A 25,618-nucleotide genomic window follows, 5' to 3' on the forward strand; every position below is an offset into this window, starting at 1 on the left:
TTTTTATAGTTAAAACCTAATTAGCCCGCAATAAAGCTATTTAAGGTTGCACTAGGACGCATCGCTTTTTCAGCTTTAGCCGCATCTAAGCGATAATAACCACCTAAATCTACTGCGGGGCCTTGTGCGTCATTCAATTCAGCAACAATTTTTGCTTCATTGCTGGTTAAATTTTCTGCCAAGGTGCTAAATTTAGCTGCTAATTCAGTGTCTTTTGTTTGTGCAGCAAGAGCTTGGGCCCAATACATTGCAAGATAGAAGTGAGAACCACGATTGTCTAATTCACCGACTCTACGAGAAGGTGACTTATTGCTGTCCAAGAACTGACCAATAGCCACATCTAATGCATCTGCTAAAATTTGAGCTTGTGCATTGTCAGTCGTTTGGCTTAAATGCTCTAACGACGCCGCTAGGGCTAAAAATTCACCTAAAGAATCCCAACGTAAGTGGTTTTCTTTTTCAACTTGTTGAACGTGCTTAGGTGCTGAACCACCGGCACCAGTTTCAAATAATCCACCGCCATTCATTAATGGCACAATAGATAACATTTTCGCACTTGTTCCTAGTTCAAGGATTGGAAACAAGTCAGTTAAATAATCACGTAAAACGTTACCGGTCACTGAAATTGTGTCTTCACCTTTGATGATGCGCTCTAAAGTGAAACGCGTCGCATCGACTGGGCTCATAATACGGATATCTAAACCATTAGTATCTTGCTCAGCTAAATACACATTCACTTTTTTGATTAACTCAGCATCATGAGCACGATTGCTGTCTAACCAAAATACAGCTGGAGTGTTACTTAAGCGCGAACGCTTGACCGCTAACTTAACCCAGTCACGAATTGGTGCATCTTTAACCTGACACATACGGAAAATGTCACCCGTTTCAACCACATGGCTCATTAGTACATCACCAGCTTGGTTAATTACTTTAACCGTTCCTGGCGCACTAATTTCAAATGTTTTGTCATGACTACCGTACTCTTCGGCTTTTTGCGCCATTAAGCCTACGTTTGGTACGCTACCCATAGTCGTTGGGTCAAACGCACCATTGGCTTTACAAAATGCAATTGTTTCTTGGTAAACACCGGCATAGCAGCGATCTGGAATTAATGCTTTAGTGTCTTTTAATTGGCCATCAGGGCCCCACATTTGACCAGATGAGCGAATGGCGGCAGGCATAGACGCATCAATAATGATATCGCTTGGTACGTGTAAATTTGTAATACCCTTGTCTGAATCAACCATAGCCAATGCTGGACGCGCGGCATAAACGGCTGCGATATCCGCTTCTACTTCAGCACGTTGGGCATCAGGAAGAGCTTTGATTTTTGCATACACATCACCAAAACCATTGTTTACATCTACACCTAGTTCAGCAAAAAGGGCGCTGTGCTTGTCAAATACGTCTTTGAAGAATACTTTTACTGCATGACCAAATAGAATTGGATCAGACACTTTCATCATGGTCGCTTTTAAGTGAAGAGAAAGTAAAACATCTTCAGACTTAGCGGCTTCAATTTCACGGGCATAAAACTCAACTAAGGCTTTTTTGCTCATGACAGCGGTATCAATTACTTCATCCGCTAATAGCGCTAAGCCTGATTTCAATACTTGCTCTGTGCCATCGTTTTTAGCTAAAACAATGCTGACTTTATCTGCGGCAGCTAAAGTAACTGATTGCTCACTGCCATAGAAATCGCCTTCAGACATATGCGCGACATGTGACTTTGAGTCACTTGCCCATTTGCCCATTGAGTGTGGGTTCTTCTTCGCATAATTTTTGACAGATGTTGGCGCTCGACGATCAGAATTACCTTCACGTAATACAGGGTTTACTGCACTACCTTTAATTTTGTCATAACGCGATTGTATTTCTTTTTCTGCGTCAGTTTTTGGCTCATCCGGATAATTAGGGATGTCATAACCTTTAGCTTGTAGTTCTGCAATACAAGCTTTTAGCTGAGGGATTGACGCACTAATGTTAGGCAGTTTGATAATGTTTGCTTCTGGCAGATTGGCTAATTCGCCTAATTCTGTCAGTGCATCACCAATTTTTTGTTCTGCGGTTAATTTTTCAGGGAAGTTTGCGATGACACGACCAGATAAAGAAATATCGCGAGTTTCAACTTGCACACCTGCTGCGTTAGTAAAGGTACGGATAATAGGCAACAAAGAAAGCGTTGCTAATGCGGGTGCTTCATCTGTTTCAGTATAAATTATCGTTGGAGAGTTATCTTTCATGGTTTTTCCTACATTATTGTAAATTAATAATTTTTTAGAATAATTCTGTGCAGATATGTTGAGGACTTCACCATGGTTCCATCAAGTAAGATGATATCTTAAGCTGTGATGTAGTTAGTTTAACAATCCACCCCAAACCAAGCGTGAATAGTGAAACCAACGATTGTGAAATCCCCTATCCCATTTTTTATTATTATTTGAATATATCGAGTATTGTTAATTGCGCATAAAACACGCTACACAATACCAAACTGGTCAACACCTCACCTAAGTAAGGCTGATTTCTGACCAATATCACTGATAATTAGGTACAGATCACAATTTTTAGGCCAACATCATAGAGCATTCTCAAGAATATTCAAATTCCACTTATGGCGAATAACCAGTAAACTGTATTTCATGATTTTATTTTTCCTCCTTTTAATGAGGATCCAATACCAGGTTACGACATATTGTTATGGTGCTTGCAGCTAAACCCCGTAAATCTCAAACTTTTAAAAAGCCAAAACAAGCTCATACGGCGAGTAATAAACTGTCATCTAAAAAAAAGCATTCTCCTAATGTATGGACTAAAGCCAAAGCCAGTAAACCCAGAGTTGCAAACCCTGTGATTGTATTATTTAACAAACCTTTTGATGTGCTGTGCCAGTTTACCGATGAAGCAGGAAGACAGACGCTTAAAGATTTTATTTCCATTAAAGATGTTTATGCAGCAGGCAGATTAGATAGAGACAGTGAAGGCCTATTGCTTTTAACAAATGATGGTCAATTGCAAGCTCAAATTACCCAACCACAAAAGAAAACCTTTAAAACTTATTGGGTACAAGTTGAGGGTGAACCCTCTCCGATGGCAATCAAAGCCCTATGCGATGGCATAGAGTTAAAAGACGGTAAAACACTGCCTGCTAAAGTTAAACGCATTTCTGAACCATCGATATGGCCTCGTACTCCACCTGTGCGCGAGCGTAAATCTATACCAACAAGCTGGTTAGAAGTTCAAATATGTGAAGGAAGAAACCGTCAAGTTAGGCGTATGACAGCACATGTAGGACACCCAACCCTTAGGCTAATCCGTTATAAAATAGGTCAATGGAGCCTTGATGGTATCGCTAATGGTGAGTTTAAAGTAATCAATACGGGAGCAAATTGATGAACGAGCGTTATAAACCCAATACGACTGTGGCAATGGTGATACATTGCAATGATCATTTTCTGCTCGTCGAAGAACTGATTGACAACCAAACTAAATTCAATCAACCCGCAGGCCATATTGAAGCAAACGAGTCGATAATTGAAGCATGTCAACGAGAAGTGTTTGAAGAAACAGGGCTAGTCATAGAAGCAACCAATTTGGTGGGAATTTACCAATATACAGCCAATCCAACACTTGCCTTTATTCGCTATACCTTCTGCGCATCATTACCCGTCATGGTAAAAGCTCAACCTCAAGACAGCAGTATTATTCGTACTCATTGGTTTACCCGCGAACAAATTGAACAAAAATCAGCTCAATTAAGAAGCCCTTTAGTGCTTAAAACTATTGACGATTTTATCGCTCAACGAGGCCAGCATACTCCCACAACGCTGCTAAATAGTGATTATTTGTAATTGCCTTAGAATTGAAATTTATAATCCACGCCCCAACATAGCCCATAAAGGGAATGCGTGATAGAATACGCGCCGCAGAATTTGCAGTTTGACTTCTCTCAGTTTAAAGCAACTAATGTGCTTTGCTGATACACAACATGGTTTTAGGATCTATGACATCAAAAGAACCCACTCTTGCTAAAAAAGTCATCGTTGGCATGTCCGGCGGTGTGGACTCATCAGTTTCAGCTTATTTGCTAATGCAACAAGGCTACGAGGTTGAGGGTCTGTTTATGAAAAACTGGGAAGAAGATGACACGGATGAATATTGTGCTGCCAGTGAAGATTTAAAAGATGCCCAAGCTGTGTGTGACAAGCTAGGTATCAAACTTCATACGGTTAACTTTGCTGCTGAATATTGGGACAATGTGTTCGAATATTTTCTAGCGGAATACAAAGCAGGTCGTACACCGAACCCTGATATCATGTGTAATAAAGAAATCAAATTCAAAGCATTTTTAGAATTTGCTGATGAAATATTAGATGCTGACTATATCGCCATGGGTCATTATGTTCGTCGACGTGACAATGCCGATGGCAGCACACAAATGCTTCGTGGTGTCGATAATAACAAAGATCAAAGTTATTTTTTATATACGTTAAGTCATCAGCAGGTTGCTCGTAGTTTATTCCCAGTGGGTGAACTAGAAAAACATGAAGTACGTGATATTGCTAAAAAAATGGGTCTAATCACCCACGATAAAAAAGACAGTACCGGTATTTGTTTTATTGGCGAACGTAAGTTTACCGACTTCTTATCAACATACTTACCTGCTCAGCCTGGTGATATAGAAACCGCTGAAGGTGAAGTCATCGGCACCCATCAAGGTTTAATGTATCACACCCTTGGCCAACGCAAAGGCTTGGGCATTGGCGGCTTAAAAAACAGCAATGATGACCCTTGGTATGTTGTAGATAAAGACTTAGACCGCAATGTATTAATCGTTGCTCAAGGTGGCAATCATCCTCGCCTTATGTCTACTGGTATGATAGTTAATCAACTTCATTGGGTTGACCGAAAAGGCCCTGCCGATGGCAGTAATATCAGTGTTAAAACAAGGTATCGCCAGCAAGATGTTAGCTGCCAAATCAAACTAATTGATACTGATACTATTGAAGTTGTTTTTGATGCCCCTGTCGCTGCTGTAACGCCTGGGCAATCCGCAGTATTTTACGATGGTGAAGTTTGCTTAGGCGGCGGCATCATTGACAATTTAATCAGAGGATAAGGTGAGCCACCCAGTGACTGACAGCATCTTATACGAACGCACAATGGCCTTTGCCGGTATTTTACAAGCTGTAGGCCAAGTCCAATACATTGCCCGTCATGGTGAAAGTGACGAACAAGCATTGGCAGCAAGTCTTCAAACGATTTTAGTAACCAACCCAGAAAGCACCAGTGATGTATATCCTGATAAGCAATTGCTAAACAAAGGCTATCAGCTAATTCAAAATCAGCTAGGTGATGGGAGTAATAAAGACGTTGAAACCACCCGCTATTTAGTGGGGATTCTAGCGCTTGAACGAAAATTGGCTCGCTCCCCCAATGGTTTAGGTATGCTTGCTGAGCGTATTAATCAAGTACATCGCCAACTGAATCATTTCAACATCACTGATGAGCAAGTCGTTGCTAACTTTGCCAGTATTTACAGTGATGTGATCAGTGAACTTGGGCCCAAATTACAAATTTCAGGCAATCCGGCATTTTTAAAGCAAACCAAGGTTCAGAATAAAATTCGTGCATTGCTGTTAGCGGCCATGCGTAGCGCTGTATTATGGCGCCAATTGGGCGGTAAGCGTCGTCACTTGGTGTTTGCGCGCAAATCCATATTCGATATGGCTGTGAACAGCCAAAAAAATAACTAACCGAATCACCCTACAACAAAAGTTCATCAAGGAGCTTCAAATGGATCTTTCCGCACTAACTGCTATCTCTCCAGTAGACGGTCGCTATGGTAGTAAAACCGCCTCTTTAAGAGGGATTTTCAGCGAGTTCGGTCTTACTAAGTACCGTGTTCAAGTTGAAATAAACTGGTTAAAACTATTATCAAGTTGCCCAGAAATTGAAGAAGTGCCACCGTTCAGCGAAGCGGCTTTAACCTTATTAGACAGCATTAAAGACAATTTCAGCGAAGAAGACGCAATGCGCGTTAAAACCATTGAAAGCACCACCAACCACGATGTAAAAGCGGTTGAATATTTCATCAAAGAAAAAATTGCTGGTAATGCTGAGTTAGTGGCTATTGATGAATTTGTGCATTTTGCTTGTACTTCAGAAGATATTAACAACCTTTCACACGCGTTAATGCTAAATGAAGCCCGTGAACAAGTCGTTGTACCATATTGCCAGCAAATTGTTGATGCGATCAAAAAACTTGCCCATGACAACAAAACAGTCCCTTTAATGTCACGTACTCACGGCCAACCCGCTTCACCTTCTACATTAGGTAAAGAAATGGCTAACGTGGTTGTGCGTCTTGAACGCCAATTAAAGCAAATTCAAGCTGTCGAAATTATGGGTAAAATTAACGGTGCTGTGGGTAACTATAATGCCCATATATCGGCTTATCCAGAAGTTGACTGGCATGCACTTTCACAACGTTTTGTGACGAGCTTAGGCATTAACTGGAATGCTTACACCACGCAAATTGAGCCGCATGATTATATCGCCGAATTGTTTGATGCCATTGCACGCTTCAACACGATTTTGATTGATTTTGACCGTGATATTTGGGGCTACATTGCATTAGGTCACTTCAAGCAACGCACAATTGCGGGTGAAATCGGTTCGTCAACCATGCCACATAAAGTAAACCCAATCGACTTTGAAAACTCTGAAGGCAACCTCGGTATTGCAAATGCATTAATGCAGCATTTAGCGGCTAAATTACCAGTATCACGTTGGCAGCGTGACTTAACCGACTCTACTGTTTTGCGTAACCTAGGGGTAGGTATTGCGCATGCCTTGATTGCATACCAAGCGACATTAAAAGGTATCAGCAAATTAGAAGTTAACGAAACACATCTACGTGAAGAATTAGACAGCAACTGGGAAGTATTAGCAGAGCCTGTACAAACCGTAATGCGTCGCTATGGCATTGAAAAGCCATATGAAAAACTAAAAGAGTTAACTCGAGGCAAACGAATTGATGCCCAGCAATTAGCGGTATTCATTGATGGTCTCGCGTTACCTGATGATGTCAAAACTGAGCTAAAAAAAATGACACCAGCAAACTACATTGGCCGTGCAGAAGCCTTTGTTGACGAATTAAAATAGTCTGTCTTTACCTATCAATTAGCAATATCAGCGGCACCTTGATTATCGAGTTGCCGCTTTTTATTTGAATAACAAAGAGTCTGAGCATGTATCAATTAACTTTCGACACCCAAACCTTTATCAAACAACATTGGCAAAAAAAGCCTGTGGTACTGACTCAGGCTTTTATTGATTTTATTGACCCAATCGCCGCTGACGAATTAGCAGGTCTAGCCTGTGAAGAAGAAATATCGTCTCGGATCGTAGTAACCAAAAAGGATGGTTGGGATGTCATCCAAGGACCATTTGAAGATTACGATCAATATGGTGAGTCTAACTGGCAGTTGTTAGTCCAAGCCGTTAACCATTGGTATCCCGACGCACAACCTTTGGTTGAAGCATTTCGATTTTTACCCGATTGGCGCTTTGACGATTTAATGGTGTCATTTGCAACACCACAGGGTGGTGTTGGCCCACACATAGATAACTATGATGTTTTCATCATACAAGGCGAAGGTGAAAGACGTTGGCGAGTGGGTGATATAGGCAACCACCGACGTCGCGGTGGCGATGCAAACTCACCATTAGTTGACGATTTTGAGCCCATTATTGATGTTGTGCTCAAAAAAGGCGACGTGTTATACATACCACCAGGCTATCCACATTGTGGTGAAACAATTAACTTAGCGCTAAGCTATTCAATTGGCTTTAGAGCACCAAGTCAGCAAGAGCTATTAACCCAACTAGCTGATTCATTAATCGACTCCAATACTGGCCATAAGCGGTTTACTTCCATAAACGAAACCAACCAGCCAGGCCTTGTCAGTGATGAACAACAGCGAGGTATCATGCAACTACTTGCCGAACTGGCCAGCCAACCAGAAAACTATCAAACAATGTTAGGTAAATTGCTCAGTCAAAATCGTTTCGAGTTGGATATTTGTGAAGGTGAAGCCCCTTTGAATTCACAAGATTTATTAGATGCTATTGAAGATGGTGCTTCAATTAATCGTATTGGCGGTTTGAAGGTGTTGCGCTTAGAAAATGATCAACAGAAAAGGCTATTTATAAATGGTGAAGTTTATCCCTTAGTCAATACCGCTTCAAATGAACTCGAGTTGTTAGCAAATGCATTTTACATTGATAACCAAGCTGCAGCTAAATTGTGTAAAACCGCTGAGATAACTCAGTTTTTAGCTCAATTAATTAATCAGGGCATGTATTATTTAACTGAGTGAAAACTTAGATAAACAACTGAATAATAAAGAAAAGGCACTTTTAGTGCCTTTAGTTTAACAGCCAATTAATTAATCACTAAGACCAAAGTTTTTCATCTTCATGCATCTTGTATAAACTTTCAGCACGAGATACGAGTAAGTTAGCAAATTTACGTTGGGTTTCGTCACGTGTGGCTCCAGATTTGTGTAAGTTTTCAGCTTTCAACTGCCACATCATAGAAAAATGACGCATAGCTTCACGAGCTGTTTTTGCCACTTTTACATCAACATAATCTGACGGTAAATCACCCGACATCACCCAAAACGTTTGCTTAGTTGGCTGTTTAGAATCCATTTTCCAAATTGCAAGATAAGGCGCGAGATAACGACTTTCATCAGCATAAACTTTATTTGGGATAACGCCTTTTTCTGCGAGAAATCGATTCGCTTTTTGAAATTGTGTTTTTACCCATTCTTGTCTTAATGCTTCTTGATCAGGGGCTTGTTCAGCAACCTTATCTATCACTACATCTGTCATAACTCTTCCTATCTTATTGTTATCTATTAATGCTGACTAAAAAATCAGCACCAAAATAATATAAACCATTCGCTTGCCTAAAATACTTTACGTTTACGTAAAGCGGCAAGCTAAATTGCCAGCTTGGTCACAAAAATTAGTAAATCAACCTTTGTTGAGAGTATCGCTAAATGCTATCGTGCTGCAATACTAAATTCCATTTTTAAATCATACTAAGCAACAAATAAAAATAGCGTTTAAAACACATACAACCATAGCTGTAATCTGCCTTTAATAAGACGATTTAATCGATGTAGTATCAAAAAATGGCTATTTTTACCGCTTTAAATAAAGTAGCTATTTAAAAGTGAGTTTTATAATGAAGTGTTAGTAACGCTAACACGCGACCATAAAGTAAGTGGAGAGTTTACGTGGCGGTATTTAATCATGTCTCGTTTGATGAGCACGAACAAGTCGTGTTTTGTCATGATAAAGAAAGTGGCTTAAAAGCAATTATCGCAGTACATAATACCAACCTAGGGCCCGGTGTCGGTGGTTGTCGTATGTGGAACTATTCATCTGATGATGAAGCATTAACCGACGTCTTGCGTCTATCTCGTGGTATGACCTATAAAAACGCCCTTGCGGGTTTAGCTATGGGTGGCGGTAAGGCAGTGATAATTGCCGATCCCAAAACAACCGACCGTGAAAAACTGTTCTTGGCTTTCGGGCGCTTTGTCAATTCGCTTGGTGGGAAATATTATTCTGCAGAAGATGTTGGCGTATCGACATCAGATATTATGATCGCTAACCGTGAAACTCCGTTTGTGGCAGGCACAGAAGGTAAATCCGGCGACCCTTCCCCATTCACCGCATTAGGCACTTATTTAGGCATTAAAGCGGCCATAAAACATCAACGTGGTTTAGACAGCTTAAAAGGTATTAGAGTATCCGTACAAGGTGTTGGCCACGTTGGCTATTATTTATGTCAGCATTTACACAAAGAAGGCGCTGAGCTGGTTGTCACAGATATTCATCAGGCTTCCCTTGACCGAGTTGCGACTGAATTTGGTGCTAAAGTTGTCGCGCCACAAGACATCTATGAACAAGACGTTGATGTTTATGCGCCATGCGCCTTAGGTGCAACTATTAATGATGCAACATTGCCTTTATTAAAAGCTAGTATCATTGCTGGCTGCGCTAACAATCAGTTAGCTGAAGTTCGTCATGGTGAAAAACTCAAAGACATGGGCATTTTATATGCGCCTGATTATGTGATTAATGCTGGTGGCATTATTAATGTGTCATTTGAAAACAATTATAATGAATCGGCTTCGACTGCTAAAGTTGAACAAATCTATCAAACATTGTTAACTATCTTTGCTCGTGCTGAAGCAGAAAACCGCACAACAGGCTCTGTTGCTGATGAAATGGCTAAAGCCATTATTGATGCAGCACGTTAATCGTTAACATGTAAAATAATGTTGATTAGGGAGGCTTAGCCTCCCTTTTTTTGATTTCTAACTTAGTTAACTCTTTGTTGTACTATAATTTATCCACAATATATGATTAGCTTGTATTCAATAATCTACTCATGAATTGATTTAGATTATGACTTTGGAGAGATAACCATGCCTGCAGCTACAACGTTAATATCACAAATTATGACAACTCGAATAGTGACTATTGATATGGATGATAGATTATCCGTTGCAAAGCAAATATTTGATAATGTTAATTTTCATCATTTATTAGTGATTGATGAAGATGATATTTTACAAGGTATTTTGTCGCATCGTGATTTTTTGCATGCATTAAGCCCCAATATTGGTACAGCTGCTGAACTAGTGCGTGATACAGAAACCCTTAATAAGCGAATACATCAGGTAATGACACATAATCCTATTACCATTTCCCCTCATATAACGGTTAAGCAAGCAAGTGAAATCATTTTACAGAACAACATTGGCAGTTTACCTGTATTAAACAATGGCGTACTTGAGGGTATTGTGACTTGGAAAGACTTACTCGGCGCCTATTGCTTAGATGGTAAAGATGATGAATAACTTGTTTATTGCTGATTTAATTCAGCCTTCATAACCCTTTCATTTTATTAAACTCATACCCCTCATAGGCCATTTGATTGTTGGTACCCTGCTTTTGGCTGAATATTGCCATCAGCAAATAACACCAAAGAAGTATATGTTGACTCATTTAGCAAGCTTAAAGAGCAAAAATTTAAATTCCTCTATGTAGCAAGCAATTAGCAAATGATCATCAAATATTCATATTCTCCAACTGGAAAATGTCACATTGGTTTGCTTTTATTAATGCATCGATATTGATTGCAGAAATACAGGAGCCTAGACATGATCAGGTTTAACTATCACCTCAATCAAGATAATTTTGAGTTACAAGCAAGTAATTGGTCGGGTTTAGAAAAAGTCGTTGTAAATGGACAAGTTGTGTCAAAAAAGTTCAATTTCGGCGTGTTAAGTAAACACGATGTTTTACTGAAAAATGGCGCTAAATACAGTTTTCAGCTATTGGTTGATCCAAAAACGGAATTGCTCACGTGTCGGATCTACAAACAACACCGCCTTTTAACTGTCCTAAAACAAAGTAAGCAGCAGCTACAAAAAAGCCAAAGAGTATTAGAAGTAGGATTAGTTGTCATGATGTGCTCACTACTGAGTATCTACCTGGTAGTTTAATGGATTTTGAATGATAAAAAATGAATTACTTTTTATAACAACTCATGAACGTCGGCAAAACCATTCACAAACAGACTAAATGTAATATTAAAAGCCTGTTTTTCATATATAGGCAAATTCCAGATATTTAAAATTCTCCTAGCGAGTTATAAATTCCAATTTATTGACTTACATCAAAGAAATAGCGATGAAGGTTATCATTATGTTGTATTTTCGTTTCAGCAAGGCAAACTTAAAAATGTCTAATAAGCAACTATAAGGGAAATGGATGTCTGCAGTGATAAAACTATTAACTGCCATGTTGAATAGTTTTAAAGATCTAATTCCAATCATTTTAGTTGTTGGATTTTTTGAAATTTTCATCCTTCAACAAGCACCTGAAAACCTTGGGTCAATTTTAGTAGGTCTGGTTTTTATTGTACTTGGGTTAACCTTCTTTGTTTTTGGCCTAGAAATGGGGTTGTTTCCCATCGGTGAGTCCTTAGCTGAAGCACTGGCTCGTAAAGGCAGCGTCTTTTGGTTAGTAATATTTTCTTTCTCATTAGGATTTGGCACAACACTAGCTGAGCCAGCACTTACTGCTGTGGCTAATGAAGCTGCAAAAGTCGCTGCTGAATCAGGTGCTATTAAGGATAATCAAGAATCATTAGATGAATATGCAATGGGTTTAAGGCTAACAGTGGCGATTTCAGTTGGCTTAGCCATTTTACTTGGCGTAATGCGGATTTTAAAAGGCTGGCCAATTCATTACATTATTATTGGTGGCTACATTTTAGTTATGACCCTTACCGCTTTCGCCCCACCAAGCATCATAGGTATTGCTTACGACTCAGGCGGCGTAACCACTTCCACCATTACTGTCCCCTTAGTTACCGCGCTGGGTGTCGGGTTAGCAACCGTCATTAAGGGACGTAACCCAATGCTTGATGGATTTGGATTAATTGCATTTGCAAGTCTCACACCAATGATCTTTGTCATGATTTACGGCATGATTTTCTTATAGGGAGCCAACATGTTTTATCAGCTTTTGGAAACCTTATTACTGACTGCCAGAGACGTTGTGCCCATAGCCATAATCTTATTTGGGTTTCAATTAGGCGTACTAAAGCGCCCTATCCCCAACTGGCGTAAAGTCGCTCTGGGGTTTGTGTATGTCATCATAGGGCTAACATTTTTCTTAGTCGGGCTTGAACTAGCTTTATTCCCAATAGGGGAAAGCATGGCAAATCAACTAACCATGCCTGAATTTTTACATCCTGATGGTGCACCGACCCCATTTATCTGGCAAGACTATTTATGGGTTTACATCTTTGCAGCTGCTATTGGATTTAGCACCACCATCGCCGAGCCATCTCTAATTGCTGTAGCTATTAAAGCTAATGAAGTTTCAGGCGGCACCATTGGCATTCAAGGATTACGAGTTTCTGTTGCTATTGGCGTTGCCTTTGGGATTTCTTTAGGTTGTTTTCGTATTGTGGCTGGCGACCCCATTCATTACTACATTATGGGTGGCTATATTATTGTGGTCATTCAAACCTTTTACGCCCCAAAAATAATTATTCCACTGGCATATGACTCTGGAGGCGTGACCACCTCAACAGTTACCGTGCCACTTGTTGCTGCATTAGGCCTTGGCTTAGCCACCAATGTAGATGGCCGTAACCCTTTAATTGATGGTTTTGGCCTTATTGCCTTTGCCAGTTTATTTCCGATTATCTCTGTAATGGCCTACGCCCAAATAGCTGAATATATCTCTAAACGAAAAGCTGCCGCTGAGCAGTAAGAGGAGCATACAAATGCGCTTTAAATTAATTGTCGCCTTTGTTGATGACGACTGTACCGATGAAATTTTAGATGCCGCACGTGATGCAGGTGCCACTGGCGCAACGGTAATTAACCATGCACGCGGAGAAGGCTTAGTAAAGAAAAAAACCTTTATGGGCTTAGGGTTAGATGTGCAACGAGATGTGATTTTATGGTTAGTTGAAGAACACATGTCACGCCATATTTTAGAAACCATCGCAAGTGTTGGTAAATTCGATACCAACAAGGGACGCGGCATAGCGATTCAAATTGATGTTGGAGATGCCGTTGGTGTTGCCCATCAAGTGCAAGAACTCACAAAAGAAATAGAGGATCAACTATGAATCCGAAAAAACACATTCGTAACCGTGACGTTTTAAGTCAAGACTTTGCCATGGTAGATGGTACACATACTGTATCTGAAGCAATTGCGGTAGCGAGTCACAAACAAGTTAAAATTTTAGTTGTCAATAAGCGCACTAAGCATGATGAATATGGTTTAGTGTTAATGAGTGATATCGCACGAAAAGTGCTTGCACAAGACAAGTCGCCTGAACGTACCAATGTCTATGAGATTATGATTAAGCCCGTGTTTTCAGTATCAGCTGATATGGATGTACGTTACACCGCAAGATTATTTGAACGTTTTGGCATTAATAAAGCCCCCGTAGTTGAGGATGGTAATATTATGGGCTTTGTTACCTATGATGATATTGTCCTCAAAGGCATGATAGATACTTAACATCAAGTCACATAACAGATCCGCTAAGCTGCTCGGTGGGTGTAAATTGAGGTTGATTTAATCAAGACTAAGTTGAAACAAAAAAGGCGCTAATTAGCGCCTTTTTGGGGACAAGTAGTTATTACCAGCCAGTACGAGTACGAAGTGCTTTACCAATGTCAGCTAAAGAGCGAACAGTCGTCACACCAGCGGCTTCTAACGCAGCAAATTTATCAGCAGCAGTACCTTTACCGCCAGCGATAATTGCGCCAGCATGGCCCATACGCTTACCTTCTGGAGCAGTAACACCAGCAATGTAGGACACAACAGGCTTAGTTACGTTTGCTTTGATGTATTCAGCAGCTTCTTCTTCAGCAGTACCACCAATTTCACCAATCATCACGATGGCTTCTGTTTGTGGATCGTTTTGGAACATTTCCAATACGTCGATGAAGTTAGTACCAGGAATTGGGTCTCCACCAATACCAACACAGGTTGATTGGCCGAAACCTTCATCAGTAGTTTGCTTAACCGCTTCGTAAGTTAATGTACCGCTGCGAGAAACAATACCGACTTTACCTGGCTTATGAATGTGACCTGGCATAATACCAATTTTACATTCACCTGGAGTGATAACACCTGGGCAGTTAGGACCGATCATGCGAACGCCAGTTTCTTCAAGCTTCACTTTCACTTGTAGCATATCTAAAGTTGGAATACCTTCAGTGATACAAACGATAAGCTCAATACCTGCGTCAACTGCTTCTAAAATAGCATCTTTACAAAATGGCGCTGGTACATAGATAACAGATGCTGTTGCACCAGTTTCAGCTACCGCGTCTTTTACAGTATTAAATACTGGAAGACCTAAGTGAGTTTGACCACCTTTACCAGGAGAAACACCACCAACCATTTGCGTGCCATAAGCAATCGCCTGTTCTGAGTGGAAAGTACCTTGACCACCAGTGAAACCTTGACAGATCACTTTGGTATCTTTGTTAATTAAAACAGACATTATTTGCCCTCCGCAGCTTTAACAACTTGTTCAGCCGCGTCAGTTAGACTTGTTGCAGCGATGATATCAAGACCAGACTTAGCCAATACTTCACGACCTAATTCAGCGTTAGTACCTTCTAAACGAACAACAACTGGCACTTTCACGCCAACTTCTTTAACCGCACCAATAATACCTTCAGCAATCATGTCACAACGTACAATACCGCCAAAAATATTAACTAAAACGGCTTTAACATTACTATCAGACAGAATGATTTTGAATGCTTCAGCAACACGTTCTTTTGTTGCGCCACCGCCAACATCTAGGAAGTTAGCTGGCTTGCCGCCATGTAGGTTTACGATGTCCATAGTACCCATTGCTAGGCCAGCACCGTTAACCATACAACCTACGTTGCCATCTAGTGCAACATAGTTTAATTCAAACTTAGCCGCATGCGCTTCACGAGCATCATCTTGTGATGGGTCGTGCATCGCTTTAACTTTTGGTTGACGGAATAATGCATTGCCATCAATACCAATTTTGCCATCTAAACAGTGTAAGTTACCTTCTTTCGTAATCACCAATGGGTTGATTTCAAGTAAAGCGAAATCATGGTCATTAAACATGGTCGCAAGACCCATGAAGATTTTGGTGAACTGCTTCATTTGAGTTGGGTTTAAACCTAACTTAAAGCCAAGATCACGTGCTTGGTATGGCTGAGGACCTGTTAATGGATCAATGATAGCTTTGTGAATTAGCTCTGGTGTTTCTTCAGCAACTTTTTCAATTTCAACGCCACCTTCAGTTGAAGCCATAAATACAACACGACGTGTACTACGGTCAACTACGGCACCTAGGTATAATTCGTTAGCAATATCAGTGCAAGTTTCGACTAAAATCTTAGCAACTGGCTGACCTTTTTCGTCAGTTTGGTATGTCACTAAGTTCTTACCTAACCAATGCTCCGCAAAAGCTCTGATTTCATCTTTGTTACCAGTGACTTTAACGCCACCCGCTTTACCACGGCCGCCAGCGTGTACTTGACACTTAACAACCCATAAATCGCCACCGATGCTGCTCGCAGCTTCAACTGCTTCTTGTGCAGTATCACACGCAATGCCTTCCGACACTGGTAAACCATATTCGGCAAATAAAGATTTTGCCTGATACTCATGCAAATTCATGATGATCTATCCATATACTTCTAATCAAATCCTACTGGCTCAATTTGAGCCAGCGACGAGGGTGTGTCTAGCTGACTCTTATAGGTCAAGCAATAGACGAGTTGGATCTTCTAAGAAGTCTTTAATCGCGACTAAGAAGCCAACTGACTCACGGCCATCAATAATACGATGGTCATAAGAGAGTGCTAGGTACATCATAGGCAGGATTTCTACCTGACCATTAACCGCCATAGGGCGGTCTTTAATTGCATGCATGCCTAAGATTGCGCTTTGAGGCAAGTTTAAAATTGGAGTCGACATTAACGAACCAAATACACCACCATTAGTGACAGTGAAGTTGCCGCCAGTCATGTCAGCTACCGATAACTTGCCATCACGGCCTTTAATCGCTAGTTCACGCACTGCTAATTCAATTTCAGCCAAACTCATGGTGTCTGTGTCACGTAATACTGGCGTAACTAAACCACGAGGTGTTGATACAGCAATACTGATATCAAAATAATTATGATAAACAATGTCATCACCATCAATGGAAGCGTTAACTTCAGGGAAACGTTTCAGAGCTTCAGTTACGGCTTTGATATAGAAAGACATAAAGCCTAAACGAATACCATGACGCTTTTCAAAGATGTCTTGATATTGCTTACGAATATCCATAATTGGCTTCATATTAACTTCGTTGAACGTCGTTAACATGGCAGTGGAGTTTTTCGCCTCTAACAAACGCGTAGCGATTGTTTTACGTAAACGCGTCATAGGAACACGTTTTTCGCTACGACCAGCTAAAGGTGCAACTGGTGCTGTAGCGGTTTTCGCCGCAGCAGGAGCTGATTTAGCAAAAGCTTCAACATCTTCTTTAGTGATGCGTCCACCAACACCTGTGCCTTTAATTTTACTTGCATCAAGATTATGCTCTGCAATTAAACGACGAACAGATGGGCTTAACGCGTCATTAGTTTCATCAGAATCTGCTTGAGTGACTGCTGGAGCAGATGCTTCAGCTTTAGTCACTTCTTGACCAGCTACAGCTCCAGCAACAAACTTCGCAATCACTTGTTCGCCAAGAACAGTGTCACCTTCTTGGAAAAGAAACTCGGAAATTGAACCATCTTCAGGTGCAACAACCTCCAATACAACTTTATCCGTTTCAATATCTACAAGATTTTGATCGCGAGTCACCTGTTCACCAGGTTGAACATGCCAAGTAGCAATCGTTGCATCAGCAACAGATTCTGGCAGAACAGGTACCTTAATTTCGATACTCATGGAAAGCTTCCCTTTATATTATTTCTATTACGACAGTTTTAATGCGCTATTCACTAATGATTCTTGCTGGTGAGCATGCAACGCTGGATAACCACATGCTGGTGCAGCTGATGCTTCACGCCCCGCATAAGTTAACTGAGCACCTGCTGGAATATTAGCCCAGAAATGGTGCTGGCTACAGTACCAAGCACCTTGGTTTTGAGGTTCTTCCTGACACCATACAAAGTCTTTTACATGCTGATAAGCTTCTAATGCAGCGCGCATTTCCGCATCCGGGAATGGGTACAGCTGCTCAACACGGATCAGTGCAATATTGGTAATATTTTCTCTACGGCGCTTTTCAAGTAATTCAAAATACACCTTACCACTGCAAAACACGACGCGATCAACTTTACTTGCATCTAAAGTGTCAATTTCGCCAATAATATTTTGGAACGAACCTTCAGCAAGTTCTTCCATACTAGAGACAGCTAATGGGTGACGCAGTAAAGATTTTGGTGACATAACCACTAATGGACGACGCATTGGACGAACCACTTGACGACGTAGCATGTGGTAAACCTGAGCAGGTGTTGATGGCACACAAACTTGCATATTATGGTTGGCACACAACTGCAAGAAACGTTCTAAGCGGGCGCTTGAGTGCTCTGGGCCTTGACCTTCATATCCATGAGGCAACAACATGGTAAGACCACATAAACGTCCCCATTTTTGCTCGCCTGATGATAAGAATTGATCAATCACAACTTGGGCACAGTTAACAAAATCACCAAATTGCGCTTCCCAAATGGTTAGGCCACTAGGTTCCGCTGTGGCGTAACCATACTCAAATGCCAATACCGAAGCTTCAGATAATACAGAATCGGTAATATCTATCGGTGCTTGTACATCTGCAATATTACGCAGTGGCATGTATGTCGTGGCATCATTTTGATTATGTAAAACAGCGTGACGATGGAAGAAAGTACCACGGCCAGAATCTTGACCGGTAATGCGAACACGTTTGTTATCTTCAAGTATCGAAGCATAGGCGAGTGTTTCTGCAAAACCCCAATCTAAAAGTTTTTCACCTTTAGCCATTGAAACTCGGTCAGCATAAATTTTAGCAACACGCGACTGCAACTTATGATTTTCAGGAATATCAACGAGTTTATTAGCAAGATTTTGCAAACGCTCCATCGACATAGAGCCTTGGTAACTGTCATCCCACTCTTTGTTCAAGTAAGGTGTCCAATCGACTGTATGTAACGTCATTGGGCGCCACTCTTTTACAACACAATCACCGGCATCAAGTGCATCACGATATTCATTTATCAGGCCTGTGACTTCATCCGCTGCGATGCTGTTTTCTGCAATCAACTTATCGGCATAAATTTTACGCGGAGTTGGATGCTTTTTGATTTTTGCATACATTAGCGGCTGAGTAGCACTTGGCTCATCAGCTTCGTTATGACCATGGCGGCGATAACACACTAAGTCGATAACCACATCACGTTTAAACTCGTTACGGTAATCAACTGCCAATTGTGAAATAAACGCTACCGCTTCAGGATCATCAGCATTAACATGGAAAATCGGTGCCTGAACCATCTTAGCGATATCAGTACAGTATTCAGTAGAACGCACATCAGCATGGTTAGACGTTGTAAAACCAACTTGGTTGTTCACTACAATACGTATGCTACCACCCACTTTAAAGCCACGAGTTTGAGACATGTTAAATGTCTCTTGTACTATGCCTTGGCCAGTAATAGCAGAATCACCATGAATGGTAATTGGCATGACTTGTAAACCGTCTTTACAACCGCGACGATCTTGACGAGCACGAACTGAACCAATCACAACAGGATTAACAATTTCAAGATGTGATGGGTTAAAAGCAAGTGCTAAATGAATATTACCGCCAGGTGTTTCAAAGTCTGATGAGAATCCTTGATGGTATTTAACATCGCCAGAACCATGAGTATCTGAATGCTTACCAGCAAACTCATCAAACAATTCACCAGGACGCTTACCTAAAATATTGACTAATAAATTTAATCGACCACGGTGCGCCATACCAATTACGATTTCTTTGGTACCCGCCTCACCTGCACGATAAATGATTTCGCGCATCATTGGCACAAGTGCATCACCACCTTCTAACGAAAAGCGTTTAGCACCAGGGAACTTAGCTCCAAGATATTTTTCAATACCTTCAGCCGCATTCAACCCTTCAAGAATACGCTTTTTAATCGCTGGGCTATAGTTAGCTTTGCCTAAGGTTGGTTCAAGACGTTGCTGGATCCAACGCTTTTCATCTGTATCAGTAATATGCATATATTCCGCACCAATAGAGCCACAATAGCTACTCTTTAGGGCATGAATAATATCTTGGAGTTTCATGGTTTCTCCGCCTAAGGCAAAAGATCCCGTATTAAACTCACGTTGCATATCTTCTTGGGTTAATCCGTGATAAGCAGGGTCTAGCTCCTGTACAGCTTCGCGTTTCCACAATCCTAATGGATCAAGGTTGGCATTTTGATGTCCCCGAAAACGGTGGGCATTGATTAACTGAAGAACTTTAACTTGCTTTGCATCTAGCTCAGGATCGGTCACGCGCGCAGCGCCTTTAAATCGACCTTCTAATGCTAAGCTACGGAAGTAGTCACGAACTTTAGAGTGGGCAGTTTCTGGTACATCTACTGAGGCACCGTTAACCGGAGGGAGATTATCAAAAACAAGCTGCCAATCAGCAGTTACTGATTGCGGATCTTCTTGATAGGCTTCATACATCTCTTCTACATAGGTTGAGTTTGCACCACTTAAATGTGATGACTCAAGCCAGGCTTTCATGATGCCTTGGTGCATTGTTATTCCTTTCAAACTTGATACACGTGCTAGCCATAATGCATAACAATCAACATAATTATTATGCTTAACTTTCTATCTCTGCCAAAGACTTGTACAACAATGGATTTAACAAATTTGTGACAAAGGGTAATCCATAAACACACAAAAGAGCCATCTCCGGCGAGGAAGATGACTCTCATAAAGAGCTAATTAAAGGGTATTAAAGGCTCTTCTAAGTGCATTAAACTGCTCGCTTCAATAGCATTGACTTAATATGGCCAATAGCTTTGGTTGGGTTTAATCCTTTTGGACAAACATCAACACAATTCATAATACCGTGACAACGGAACACACTATATGCGTCATCTAACTCAGATAAACGCGCTTCTGTGGCGGTATCTCGGCTATCGATTAAGAAGCGATAAGCATGGAGTAAACCACTTGGTCCGATAAACTTATCTGGATTCCACCAGAAAGAAGGACAAGCAGTTGAACAACATGCACACATAATACATTCATACAAACCGTCTAAATGCTCACGCTCTTCAGGTGATTGTAAATGTTCACGTGCTGGTGTTTTTTCATCATTAATTAAGTAAGGCTTGATTTTCTCATATTGCTTATAGAATTGAGTTAAATCAACAACTAAATCTCGCACAACTGGCATACCAGGTAAAGGACGGATCTCTAGTTTTTTACCTTTGAAGGTAGAAACAGGCGTAATACACGCTAAACCATTTTTACCGTTCATATTAATACCATCAGAACCACATACACCTTCACGGCATGAACGACGAAACGCAAGTGTTGAGTCTTGTTCTTTAAGTTTAATTAATGCATCCAACACCATCATGTCAGAGCCATCAGGCACTTCCAAGGTGTAATCCTTCATGTACGGTTTTGTATCTACATCAGGATTATAACGGTACACTGCAAATGTTAATTTCATCTTTGCAACTCCTGCTTAGTAGGTACGTTTCTTCGGAGGGAAGGCTTCACGTAACTTAGGTGCCATGTTGACATCGCGTTTTGCCATCGACTCAGTTACTGGGTCAAAAATACTGTGGCATAACCAATTGTCATCATCACGCTCTAAGAAGTCTTCACGAGAATGCGCACCACGGCTTTCTGTACGGAAGTTAGCAGCATATGCTGTTGCTAACGCTGTGGCCATAAGGTTATCTAGCTCAAGACATTCAATACGTTGTGTATTGAACTCTTTAGAGTTGTCTGAAAGCTTGGCATTTTCTAAACGCTTTTGAATCGCTTTTAGTTGCTCTAACCCTTCTGCCATTGCTTTACCTGTACGGAAAACAGAGAAGTTTAGTTGCATACAAAGTTGTAAATCTTTACGGATAACTGCAGGATCTTCACCGTCTTTGTTATTTTCCCAACGGTTCAAACGTGCTAAAGACGCATTAATTTCTGCTTCAGTAGCTTCTTTCGGATCAGCGGTCTCATCTAAAGCCTTACCTAAATGCTGACCTGCTGCACGCCCAAATACCACTAGGTCAAGTAACGAGTTACCACCTAAACGGTTAGCACCATGAACAGACACACAAGCAATTTCACCCACTGCGAATAAACCTGTCACTTCTTTTTCAGTGCCATCTTCATTCATATGAATGACTTGACCACTAACTTTAGCAGGTAAACCACCCATCATATAATGACAAGTTGGCAATACTGGAATTGGGCCGTCTGCTGGATCGATGTGCGCAAAGGTACGAGATAATTCACATACACCCGGTAAACGAGCTTCTAAGGTTTCTTTACCTAAATGATCGAGTTTTAATAAACAATGTGGACCTAATGGACCATCTAAACCACGACCTTCACGAATTTCAGTCATCATAGAACGTGCTACTACGTCACGAGAGGCTAAATCTTTCGCATTTGGCGCATAACGCTCCATGAAACGCTCGCCGTCTTTGTTAAGTAGATATCCACCTTCACCACGACAACCTTCAGTAACCAAAACACCTGCGCCAGCAATACCCGTTGGGTGGAACTGCCACATTTCCATGTCTTGTAATTGAACGCCAGCGCGAGCTGCCATACCAACACCATCACCAGTGTTAATGTGAGCGTTTGTTGTGGATGCATAAATACGCCCTGCACCACCTGTCGCTAAAATTGTTGCCTTGGCTTTAAAATAAACCACTTCACCGGTTTCAATTTCAATCGCAGTACAACCAACAATGGCACCATCTTCATTTTTAACAAGATCTAAAGCGTACCACTCAGAATAAACCTGAGTTTTGTGCTTAACATTTTGTTGGTATAAGCAATGAAGTAAAGCATGGCCTGTACGGTCAGCAGCTGCTGCGGTACGTGCGGCTTGTTCACCACCAAAATTTCTTGATTGACCACCAAAAGGACGTTGGTAGATTTTGCCATTGTCGAATCGTGAAAATGGCAAGCCCATATGTTCAAGTTCGATAATCGCTTCAGGGCCAGTTTGACACATGAATTCGATTGCATCTTGGTCACCAATAAAATCGGAACCTTTAACTGTATCGTACATGTGTTGTTCCCAATGATCTTCGTGCGCATTACCTAATGCTACGGTGATACCACCTTGAGCAGAAACCGTATGTGAACGAGTTGGGAATACTTTAGATAAAAGCGCGCAGCTTTTACCTTCTTTAGAAATCTGTAATGCTGCTCGCATACCTGCGCCACCAGCGCCGATAACGATTGCATCAAATTCGCGTACTGGAATACTCACTTATACACCCCACACTATGACAATGCCGGCCGCTAAATAACTGAATGCGGTCACAACAAAGGTAAACTGTAATACACCACGTAACGAGGTACACTTCACATAGTCTGTTAACACTTGCCATACACCAATCCATGAATGAATTAGTAACGCAATTAACGCTAACAGAGTAAACACTTTCATTGGCAGTGAACTAAAAAGGCCTTGCCAAATTTCGAAAGTTAATGGGGCACTGCAGGCAATGAATCCAACCATAAAAATGGTATAACAAGCTAGGATAACTGCGCTGGCGCGTAATAAAATAAAGTCATGAACACCACTGCGTCCAAAACTTGCTGCATTTGTTACCATACCCAAATCCCCGCGATAATCGAAAAGGCTATTGCTAATGCAAAAACTGCCTTAGCTGAAGCAATGCCTGAAGACAGTTCTTCCCAACGACCTGTATCCATAATTAAATGACGAATGCCACCTAATAAGTGATAACCAAGTGCGGTTAGAATGCCCCAAAGGATAAACTTCATAACGAAACTATCAAACAAGGTTTGTATGCTAGCGAACCCTTCTGCTGAAGTTAAAGTTGAATTTAACAACCACAAAAGAATACCAATAGCAAACAGCATGATGACACCGGAAATACGGTGTAGGATTGATGCGATCGCTGTCGCAGGGAAGCGAATCGTCTGCAGGTCTATATGGACAGGTCTTTGCTTTTTCACGTTCTGCTCACTCAGCTCCATTGAGCATTATTTTTGTTATGCATTTCTTTTTTGCTTAAACATTCAACAATCTTTCATGTTGATAAAATGTTTAACCAGAAAACAAACTACTATCAAACACCTAACCAGTTGAGAGATCACTAATTTAGTTTGTAAAGCAATAATTTCCAAACTGTGATGCTTGTCGCCTTTAGTGGCGCAGGCAAGTATACTCGCGAGAATTGTCAAATACAAACATCACATTATGCAAATTATGTTTTTTTATTAATTTTTTATTCTAACGCAAGCTACATGCGGGTCTGACAACATATATACCATGGTCTAACAAATTTAAACGCTTATTTAAATTGATCTATCACACAAATTCACTGTAAAGTAATGACCGCTTAACATGCCGCACTCATATAAAAGAATGAAGTAAGGAGAACGGGGTATGGCTGATAATATAGCCAAATTAGAGTTACCAGGTAACGATTCAATCGACTTACCAATTAAGAAAGGTACTGAAGGGTTCGATGTAATCGACATCAGTACATTAGGAAAGAAAGGCTATTTCACTTTTGATCCTGGCTTTCTAGCAACAGCATCATGTGAGTCTGCTATTACATATATCGATGGTGACCAAGGTATTTTATTACACCGTGGCTATCCAATTGAACAACTTGCAACTGAATCAAGTTATTTAGACTTATGTTATTTGCTACTCTACGGAGAGTTGCCGACTCAAGCTGATTTCGAAAAATTCGAAACCACAGTCAAACTGCATACTATGGTTCACGAGCAAATCGCATTCTTCTTCCGTGGTTTCCGCCGTGACGCTCATCCAATGGCGATGCTATGTGGTGTAACAGGTGCACTCTCTGCGTTCTATCAAGATTCTCTTGATGTGAACAATCCAAAGCATCGTGAAATTGCCGCTTTCCGTTTGGTGTCAAAAATGCCAACAATTGCAGCAATGTGTTACAAGTACTCAATGGGTCAACCATTTGTGTACCCACGTAATGATTTAAGCTATGCGGGTAACTTCTTATCTATGATGTTCGCAACGCCATGCGAAGAATATAAAGTTAACCCAGTAGTTGAACGTGCAATGGACCGTATCTTCGTTCTTCACGCAGATCATGAACAGAATGCTTCAACGTCAACAGTACGTTTAGCTGGTTCTTCTGGTGCAAATCCTTTCGCGTGTATTGCTGCGGGTATTGCATCATTATGGGGCCCGGCTCACGGTGGCGCGAACGAAGCTTGTCTTGCCATGCTCGAAGAAATTGGTTCAGTAGACCGTATCCCAGAGTTTATCGAAAAAGCGAAAGATAAGAATGATCCATTCCGTCTAATGGGCTTTGGACATCGCGTTTACAAAAACTTTGACCCTCGCGCTAAAGTCATGCGTGAAACGTGTCATGAAGTATTATCTGAGCTCAAAGTGGTTGATCCATTACTCGACGTAGCAATGGAACTCGAGCGTATTGCTCTTGAAGATGAATACTTCATCTCTAAGAAGCTTTACCCGAACGTTGACTTCTACTCTGGTTTGATTATGAAAGCCATTGGTATCCCTAATGATATGTTTACAGTGTTATTTGCATTGTCTCGTACCGTTGGTTGGATTTCTCACTGGAAAGAAATGTTAGATCAACCAGGTCACAAAATTAGCCGTCCTCGTCAGTTATATACTGGTGAATCAGCGCGTGATTTTGTCAGCTTAGATAAACGTTAATCAATTAACGGTTATAACCAAACGAAAAGCGCCTTGTGGCGCTTTTTTATG

At 41.0% G+C, this 25,618-nt stretch carries 23 protein-coding genes; 13 read left to right on the top strand and 10 right to left on the bottom strand.

What is annotated here, in order from left to right; genetic code table 11:
* Window positions 1-20 precede the first annotated feature (20 nt).
* The gene (locus tag HBH39_RS09955; RefSeq protein ID WP_167677854.1) at window positions 21-2,246 is read right to left on the bottom strand and encodes an NADP-dependent isocitrate dehydrogenase; all 2,226 of its coding nucleotides are present in this window, start codon (window positions 2,244-2,246) and stop codon (window positions 21-23) included.
* A 457-nt stretch (window positions 2,247-2,703) separates the two neighbouring features.
* Between HBH39_RS09955 and HBH39_RS09960 the strand changes: the two genes are divergently transcribed.
* The 6 genes from HBH39_RS09960 to HBH39_RS09985 all read left to right on the top strand — a co-directional run bounded on the left by HBH39_RS09960 (window position 2,704) and on the right by HBH39_RS09985 (window position 8,387).
* On the top strand, window positions 2,704-3,396 hold the full coding sequence (locus HBH39_RS09960; RefSeq protein ID WP_167677856.1) for an rRNA large subunit pseudouridine synthase E: 693 nt from the start codon (window positions 2,704-2,706) through the stop codon (window positions 3,394-3,396).
* On the top strand, window positions 3,396-3,854 hold the full coding sequence (locus HBH39_RS09965; protein ID WP_167677858.1) for an NUDIX hydrolase: 459 nt from the start codon (window positions 3,396-3,398) through the stop codon (window positions 3,852-3,854). The genes HBH39_RS09960 and HBH39_RS09965 overlap by 1 nt, the downstream gene beginning before the upstream one ends.
* Before the next feature lie 152 nt (window positions 3,855-4,006).
* Entirely contained in the window at window positions 4,007-5,122 is a 1,116-nt protein-coding gene (mnmA, locus tag HBH39_RS09970; protein ID WP_167677860.1) for a tRNA 2-thiouridine(34) synthase MnmA, read from the top strand.
* A gap of 25 nt (window positions 5,123-5,147) precedes the next feature.
* Window positions 5,148-5,759 carry a high frequency lysogenization protein HflD gene (gene hflD / locus HBH39_RS09975; protein ID WP_432280153.1) on the top strand — a complete coding sequence of 204 codons (612 nt, stop codon included), beginning with the start codon at window positions 5,148-5,150 and terminating at the stop codon, window positions 5,757-5,759.
* Between the two features lie 40 nt (window positions 5,760-5,799).
* Complete coding sequence (gene purB, locus HBH39_RS09980) at window positions 5,800-7,170, top strand: adenylosuccinate lyase (RefSeq protein WP_167677862.1); 1,371 nt, start codon at window positions 5,800-5,802, stop codon at window positions 7,168-7,170.
* 86 nt (window positions 7,171-7,256) lie between these two features.
* Window positions 7,257-8,387, top strand: coding sequence for a cupin domain-containing protein (locus HBH39_RS09985; protein ID WP_167677864.1), 1,131 nt, complete (start codon window positions 7,257-7,259; stop codon window positions 8,385-8,387).
* Window positions 8,388-8,463: 76 nt separating this feature from the next.
* On the opposite strand, the gene HBH39_RS09990 is transcribed toward HBH39_RS09985, so the two are convergent.
* Window positions 8,464-8,904 (bottom strand): DUF4826 family protein, encoded by a 441-nt coding sequence (locus tag HBH39_RS09990; protein WP_167677866.1) that lies wholly within the window; start codon window positions 8,902-8,904, stop codon window positions 8,464-8,466.
* Between the two features lie 410 nt (window positions 8,905-9,314).
* Between HBH39_RS09990 and HBH39_RS09995 the strand changes: the two genes are divergently transcribed.
* The 6 genes from HBH39_RS09995 (at window position 9,315) to HBH39_RS10025 (ending at window position 14,142) form a co-directional block, all read left to right on the top strand.
* Window positions 9,315-10,346 (top strand): Glu/Leu/Phe/Val dehydrogenase, encoded by a 1,032-nt coding sequence (locus HBH39_RS09995; RefSeq protein ID WP_167677868.1) that lies wholly within the window; start codon window positions 9,315-9,317, stop codon window positions 10,344-10,346.
* 168 nt (window positions 10,347-10,514) lie between these two features.
* Complete coding sequence (locus HBH39_RS10000) at window positions 10,515-10,949, top strand: CBS domain-containing protein (protein ID WP_167677870.1); 435 nt, start codon at window positions 10,515-10,517, stop codon at window positions 10,947-10,949.
* A gap of 916 nt (window positions 10,950-11,865) precedes the next feature.
* The gene (locus tag HBH39_RS10010) at window positions 11,866-12,600 is read left to right on the top strand and encodes a DUF1538 domain-containing protein (RefSeq protein WP_167677874.1); all 735 of its coding nucleotides are present in this window, start codon (window positions 11,866-11,868) and stop codon (window positions 12,598-12,600) included.
* Between the two features lie 9 nt (window positions 12,601-12,609).
* The gene (locus HBH39_RS10015; protein WP_167677876.1) at window positions 12,610-13,380 is read left to right on the top strand and encodes a DUF1538 domain-containing protein; all 771 of its coding nucleotides are present in this window, start codon (window positions 12,610-12,612) and stop codon (window positions 13,378-13,380) included.
* Between the two features lie 13 nt (window positions 13,381-13,393).
* Window positions 13,394-13,744 carry a P-II family nitrogen regulator gene (locus tag HBH39_RS10020; protein ID WP_167677878.1) on the top strand — a complete coding sequence of 117 codons (351 nt, stop codon included), beginning with the start codon at window positions 13,394-13,396 and terminating at the stop codon, window positions 13,742-13,744.
* Complete coding sequence (locus HBH39_RS10025) at window positions 13,741-14,142, top strand: CBS domain-containing protein (RefSeq protein ID WP_167677880.1); 402 nt, start codon at window positions 13,741-13,743, stop codon at window positions 14,140-14,142. The genes HBH39_RS10020 and HBH39_RS10025 overlap by 4 nt, the downstream gene beginning before the upstream one ends.
* 121 nt (window positions 14,143-14,263) lie before the next feature.
* On the opposite strand, the gene sucD is transcribed toward HBH39_RS10025, so the two are convergent.
* The 8 genes from sucD to sdhC form a co-directional block, all read right to left on the bottom strand.
* Window positions 14,264-15,136 carry a succinate--CoA ligase subunit alpha gene (gene sucD / locus HBH39_RS10030; protein ID WP_167677882.1) on the bottom strand — a complete coding sequence of 291 codons (873 nt, stop codon included), beginning with the start codon at window positions 15,134-15,136 and terminating at the stop codon, window positions 14,264-14,266.
* Window positions 15,136-16,302: an ADP-forming succinate--CoA ligase subunit beta gene (gene sucC, locus HBH39_RS10035; RefSeq protein ID WP_167677885.1), complete on the bottom strand. Its 1,167-nt coding sequence runs from the start codon at window positions 16,300-16,302 to the stop codon at window positions 15,136-15,138. Before sucC ends, sucD begins: the two co-directional genes overlap by 1 nt.
* Window positions 16,303-16,380: 78 nt before the next feature.
* The gene (odhB, locus tag HBH39_RS10040) at window positions 16,381-17,568 is read right to left on the bottom strand and encodes a 2-oxoglutarate dehydrogenase complex dihydrolipoyllysine-residue succinyltransferase (RefSeq protein ID WP_167677887.1); all 1,188 of its coding nucleotides are present in this window, start codon (window positions 17,566-17,568) and stop codon (window positions 16,381-16,383) included.
* 27 nt (window positions 17,569-17,595) lie between these two features.
* Window positions 17,596-20,418 (bottom strand): 2-oxoglutarate dehydrogenase E1 component, encoded by a 2,823-nt coding sequence (gene sucA, locus HBH39_RS10045; RefSeq protein WP_167677889.1) that lies wholly within the window; start codon window positions 20,416-20,418, stop codon window positions 17,596-17,598.
* A 223-nt stretch (window positions 20,419-20,641) separates the two neighbouring features.
* Window positions 20,642-21,349: a succinate dehydrogenase iron-sulfur subunit gene (locus tag HBH39_RS10050; RefSeq protein WP_167677891.1), complete on the bottom strand. Its 708-nt coding sequence runs from the start codon at window positions 21,347-21,349 to the stop codon at window positions 20,642-20,644.
* A gap of 15 nt (window positions 21,350-21,364) precedes the next feature.
* Window positions 21,365-23,131: a succinate dehydrogenase flavoprotein subunit gene (gene sdhA, locus HBH39_RS10055; protein WP_167677893.1), complete on the bottom strand. Its 1,767-nt coding sequence runs from the start codon at window positions 23,129-23,131 to the stop codon at window positions 21,365-21,367.
* On the bottom strand, window positions 23,132-23,479 hold the full coding sequence (sdhD, locus tag HBH39_RS10060; RefSeq protein ID WP_167677895.1) for a succinate dehydrogenase, hydrophobic membrane anchor protein: 348 nt from the start codon (window positions 23,477-23,479) through the stop codon (window positions 23,132-23,134).
* Complete coding sequence (sdhC, locus tag HBH39_RS10065; protein WP_167677897.1) at window positions 23,473-23,868, bottom strand: succinate dehydrogenase, cytochrome b556 subunit; 396 nt, start codon at window positions 23,866-23,868, stop codon at window positions 23,473-23,475. The genes sdhD and sdhC overlap by 7 nt, the downstream gene beginning before the upstream one ends.
* Window positions 23,869-24,280: 412 nt before the next feature.
* Here sdhC and HBH39_RS10070 point away from each other — a divergent pair, with 412 nt between their 5' ends.
* Window positions 24,281-25,567 carry a citrate synthase gene (locus tag HBH39_RS10070; protein ID WP_167677899.1) on the top strand — a complete coding sequence of 429 codons (1,287 nt, stop codon included), beginning with the start codon at window positions 24,281-24,283 and terminating at the stop codon, window positions 25,565-25,567.
* The last annotated feature ends 51 nt before the right edge of the window (window positions 25,568-25,618 follow it).

The organism is Shewanella aestuarii (assembly GCF_011765625.1).
GTDB lineage: Bacteria > Pseudomonadota > Gammaproteobacteria > Enterobacterales > Shewanellaceae > Shewanella > Shewanella aestuarii_A.

What these genes read in the sequence shown, in the direction of transcription:
- HBH39_RS10020 (WP_167677878.1), top strand. Translation starts at nt 13,394, where the DNA reads ATGCGCTTTAAATTAATTGTCGCCTTTGTTGATGACGACTGTACCGAT.
- HBH39_RS09955 (WP_167677854.1), bottom strand. Translation starts at nt 2,246, where the DNA reads ATGAAAGATAACTCTCCAACGATAATTTATACTGAAACAGATGAAGCA.
- HBH39_RS09960 (WP_167677856.1), top strand. Translation starts at nt 2,704, where the DNA reads ATGGTGCTTGCAGCTAAACCCCGTAAATCTCAAACTTTTAAAAAGCCA.
- sdhD (WP_167677895.1), bottom strand. Translation starts at nt 23,479, where the DNA reads ATGGTAACAAATGCAGCAAGTTTTGGACGCAGTGGTGTTCATGACTTT.
- sucC (WP_167677885.1), bottom strand. Translation starts at nt 16,302, where the DNA reads ATGAATTTGCATGAGTATCAGGCAAAATCTTTATTTGCCGAATATGGT.
- mnmA (WP_167677860.1), top strand. Translation starts at nt 4,007, where the DNA reads ATGACATCAAAAGAACCCACTCTTGCTAAAAAAGTCATCGTTGGCATG.
- HBH39_RS09990 (WP_167677866.1), bottom strand. Translation starts at nt 8,904, where the DNA reads ATGACAGATGTAGTGATAGATAAGGTTGCTGAACAAGCCCCTGATCAA.
- odhB (WP_167677887.1), bottom strand. Translation starts at nt 17,568, where the DNA reads ATGAGTATCGAAATTAAGGTACCTGTTCTGCCAGAATCTGTTGCTGAT.
- purB (WP_167677862.1), top strand. Translation starts at nt 5,800, where the DNA reads ATGGATCTTTCCGCACTAACTGCTATCTCTCCAGTAGACGGTCGCTAT.
- sucD (WP_167677882.1), bottom strand. Translation starts at nt 15,136, where the DNA reads ATGTCTGTTTTAATTAACAAAGATACCAAAGTGATCTGTCAAGGTTTC.
- HBH39_RS10010 (WP_167677874.1), top strand. Translation starts at nt 11,866, where the DNA reads ATGTCTGCAGTGATAAAACTATTAACTGCCATGTTGAATAGTTTTAAA.
- HBH39_RS10070 (WP_167677899.1), top strand. Translation starts at nt 24,281, where the DNA reads ATGGCTGATAATATAGCCAAATTAGAGTTACCAGGTAACGATTCAATC.
- sucA (WP_167677889.1), bottom strand. Translation starts at nt 20,418, where the DNA reads ATGCACCAAGGCATCATGAAAGCCTGGCTTGAGTCATCACATTTAAGT.
- HBH39_RS09985 (WP_167677864.1), top strand. Translation starts at nt 7,257, where the DNA reads ATGTATCAATTAACTTTCGACACCCAAACCTTTATCAAACAACATTGG.
- HBH39_RS10050 (WP_167677891.1), bottom strand. Translation starts at nt 21,349, where the DNA reads ATGAAATTAACATTTGCAGTGTACCGTTATAATCCTGATGTAGATACA.
- HBH39_RS09965 (WP_167677858.1), top strand. Translation starts at nt 3,396, where the DNA reads ATGAACGAGCGTTATAAACCCAATACGACTGTGGCAATGGTGATACAT.
- HBH39_RS10000 (WP_167677870.1), top strand. Translation starts at nt 10,515, where the DNA reads ATGCCTGCAGCTACAACGTTAATATCACAAATTATGACAACTCGAATA.
- HBH39_RS10015 (WP_167677876.1), top strand. Translation starts at nt 12,610, where the DNA reads ATGTTTTATCAGCTTTTGGAAACCTTATTACTGACTGCCAGAGACGTT.
- HBH39_RS10025 (WP_167677880.1), top strand. Translation starts at nt 13,741, where the DNA reads ATGAATCCGAAAAAACACATTCGTAACCGTGACGTTTTAAGTCAAGAC.
- sdhC (WP_167677897.1), bottom strand. Translation starts at nt 23,868, where the DNA reads ATGGAGCTGAGTGAGCAGAACGTGAAAAAGCAAAGACCTGTCCATATA.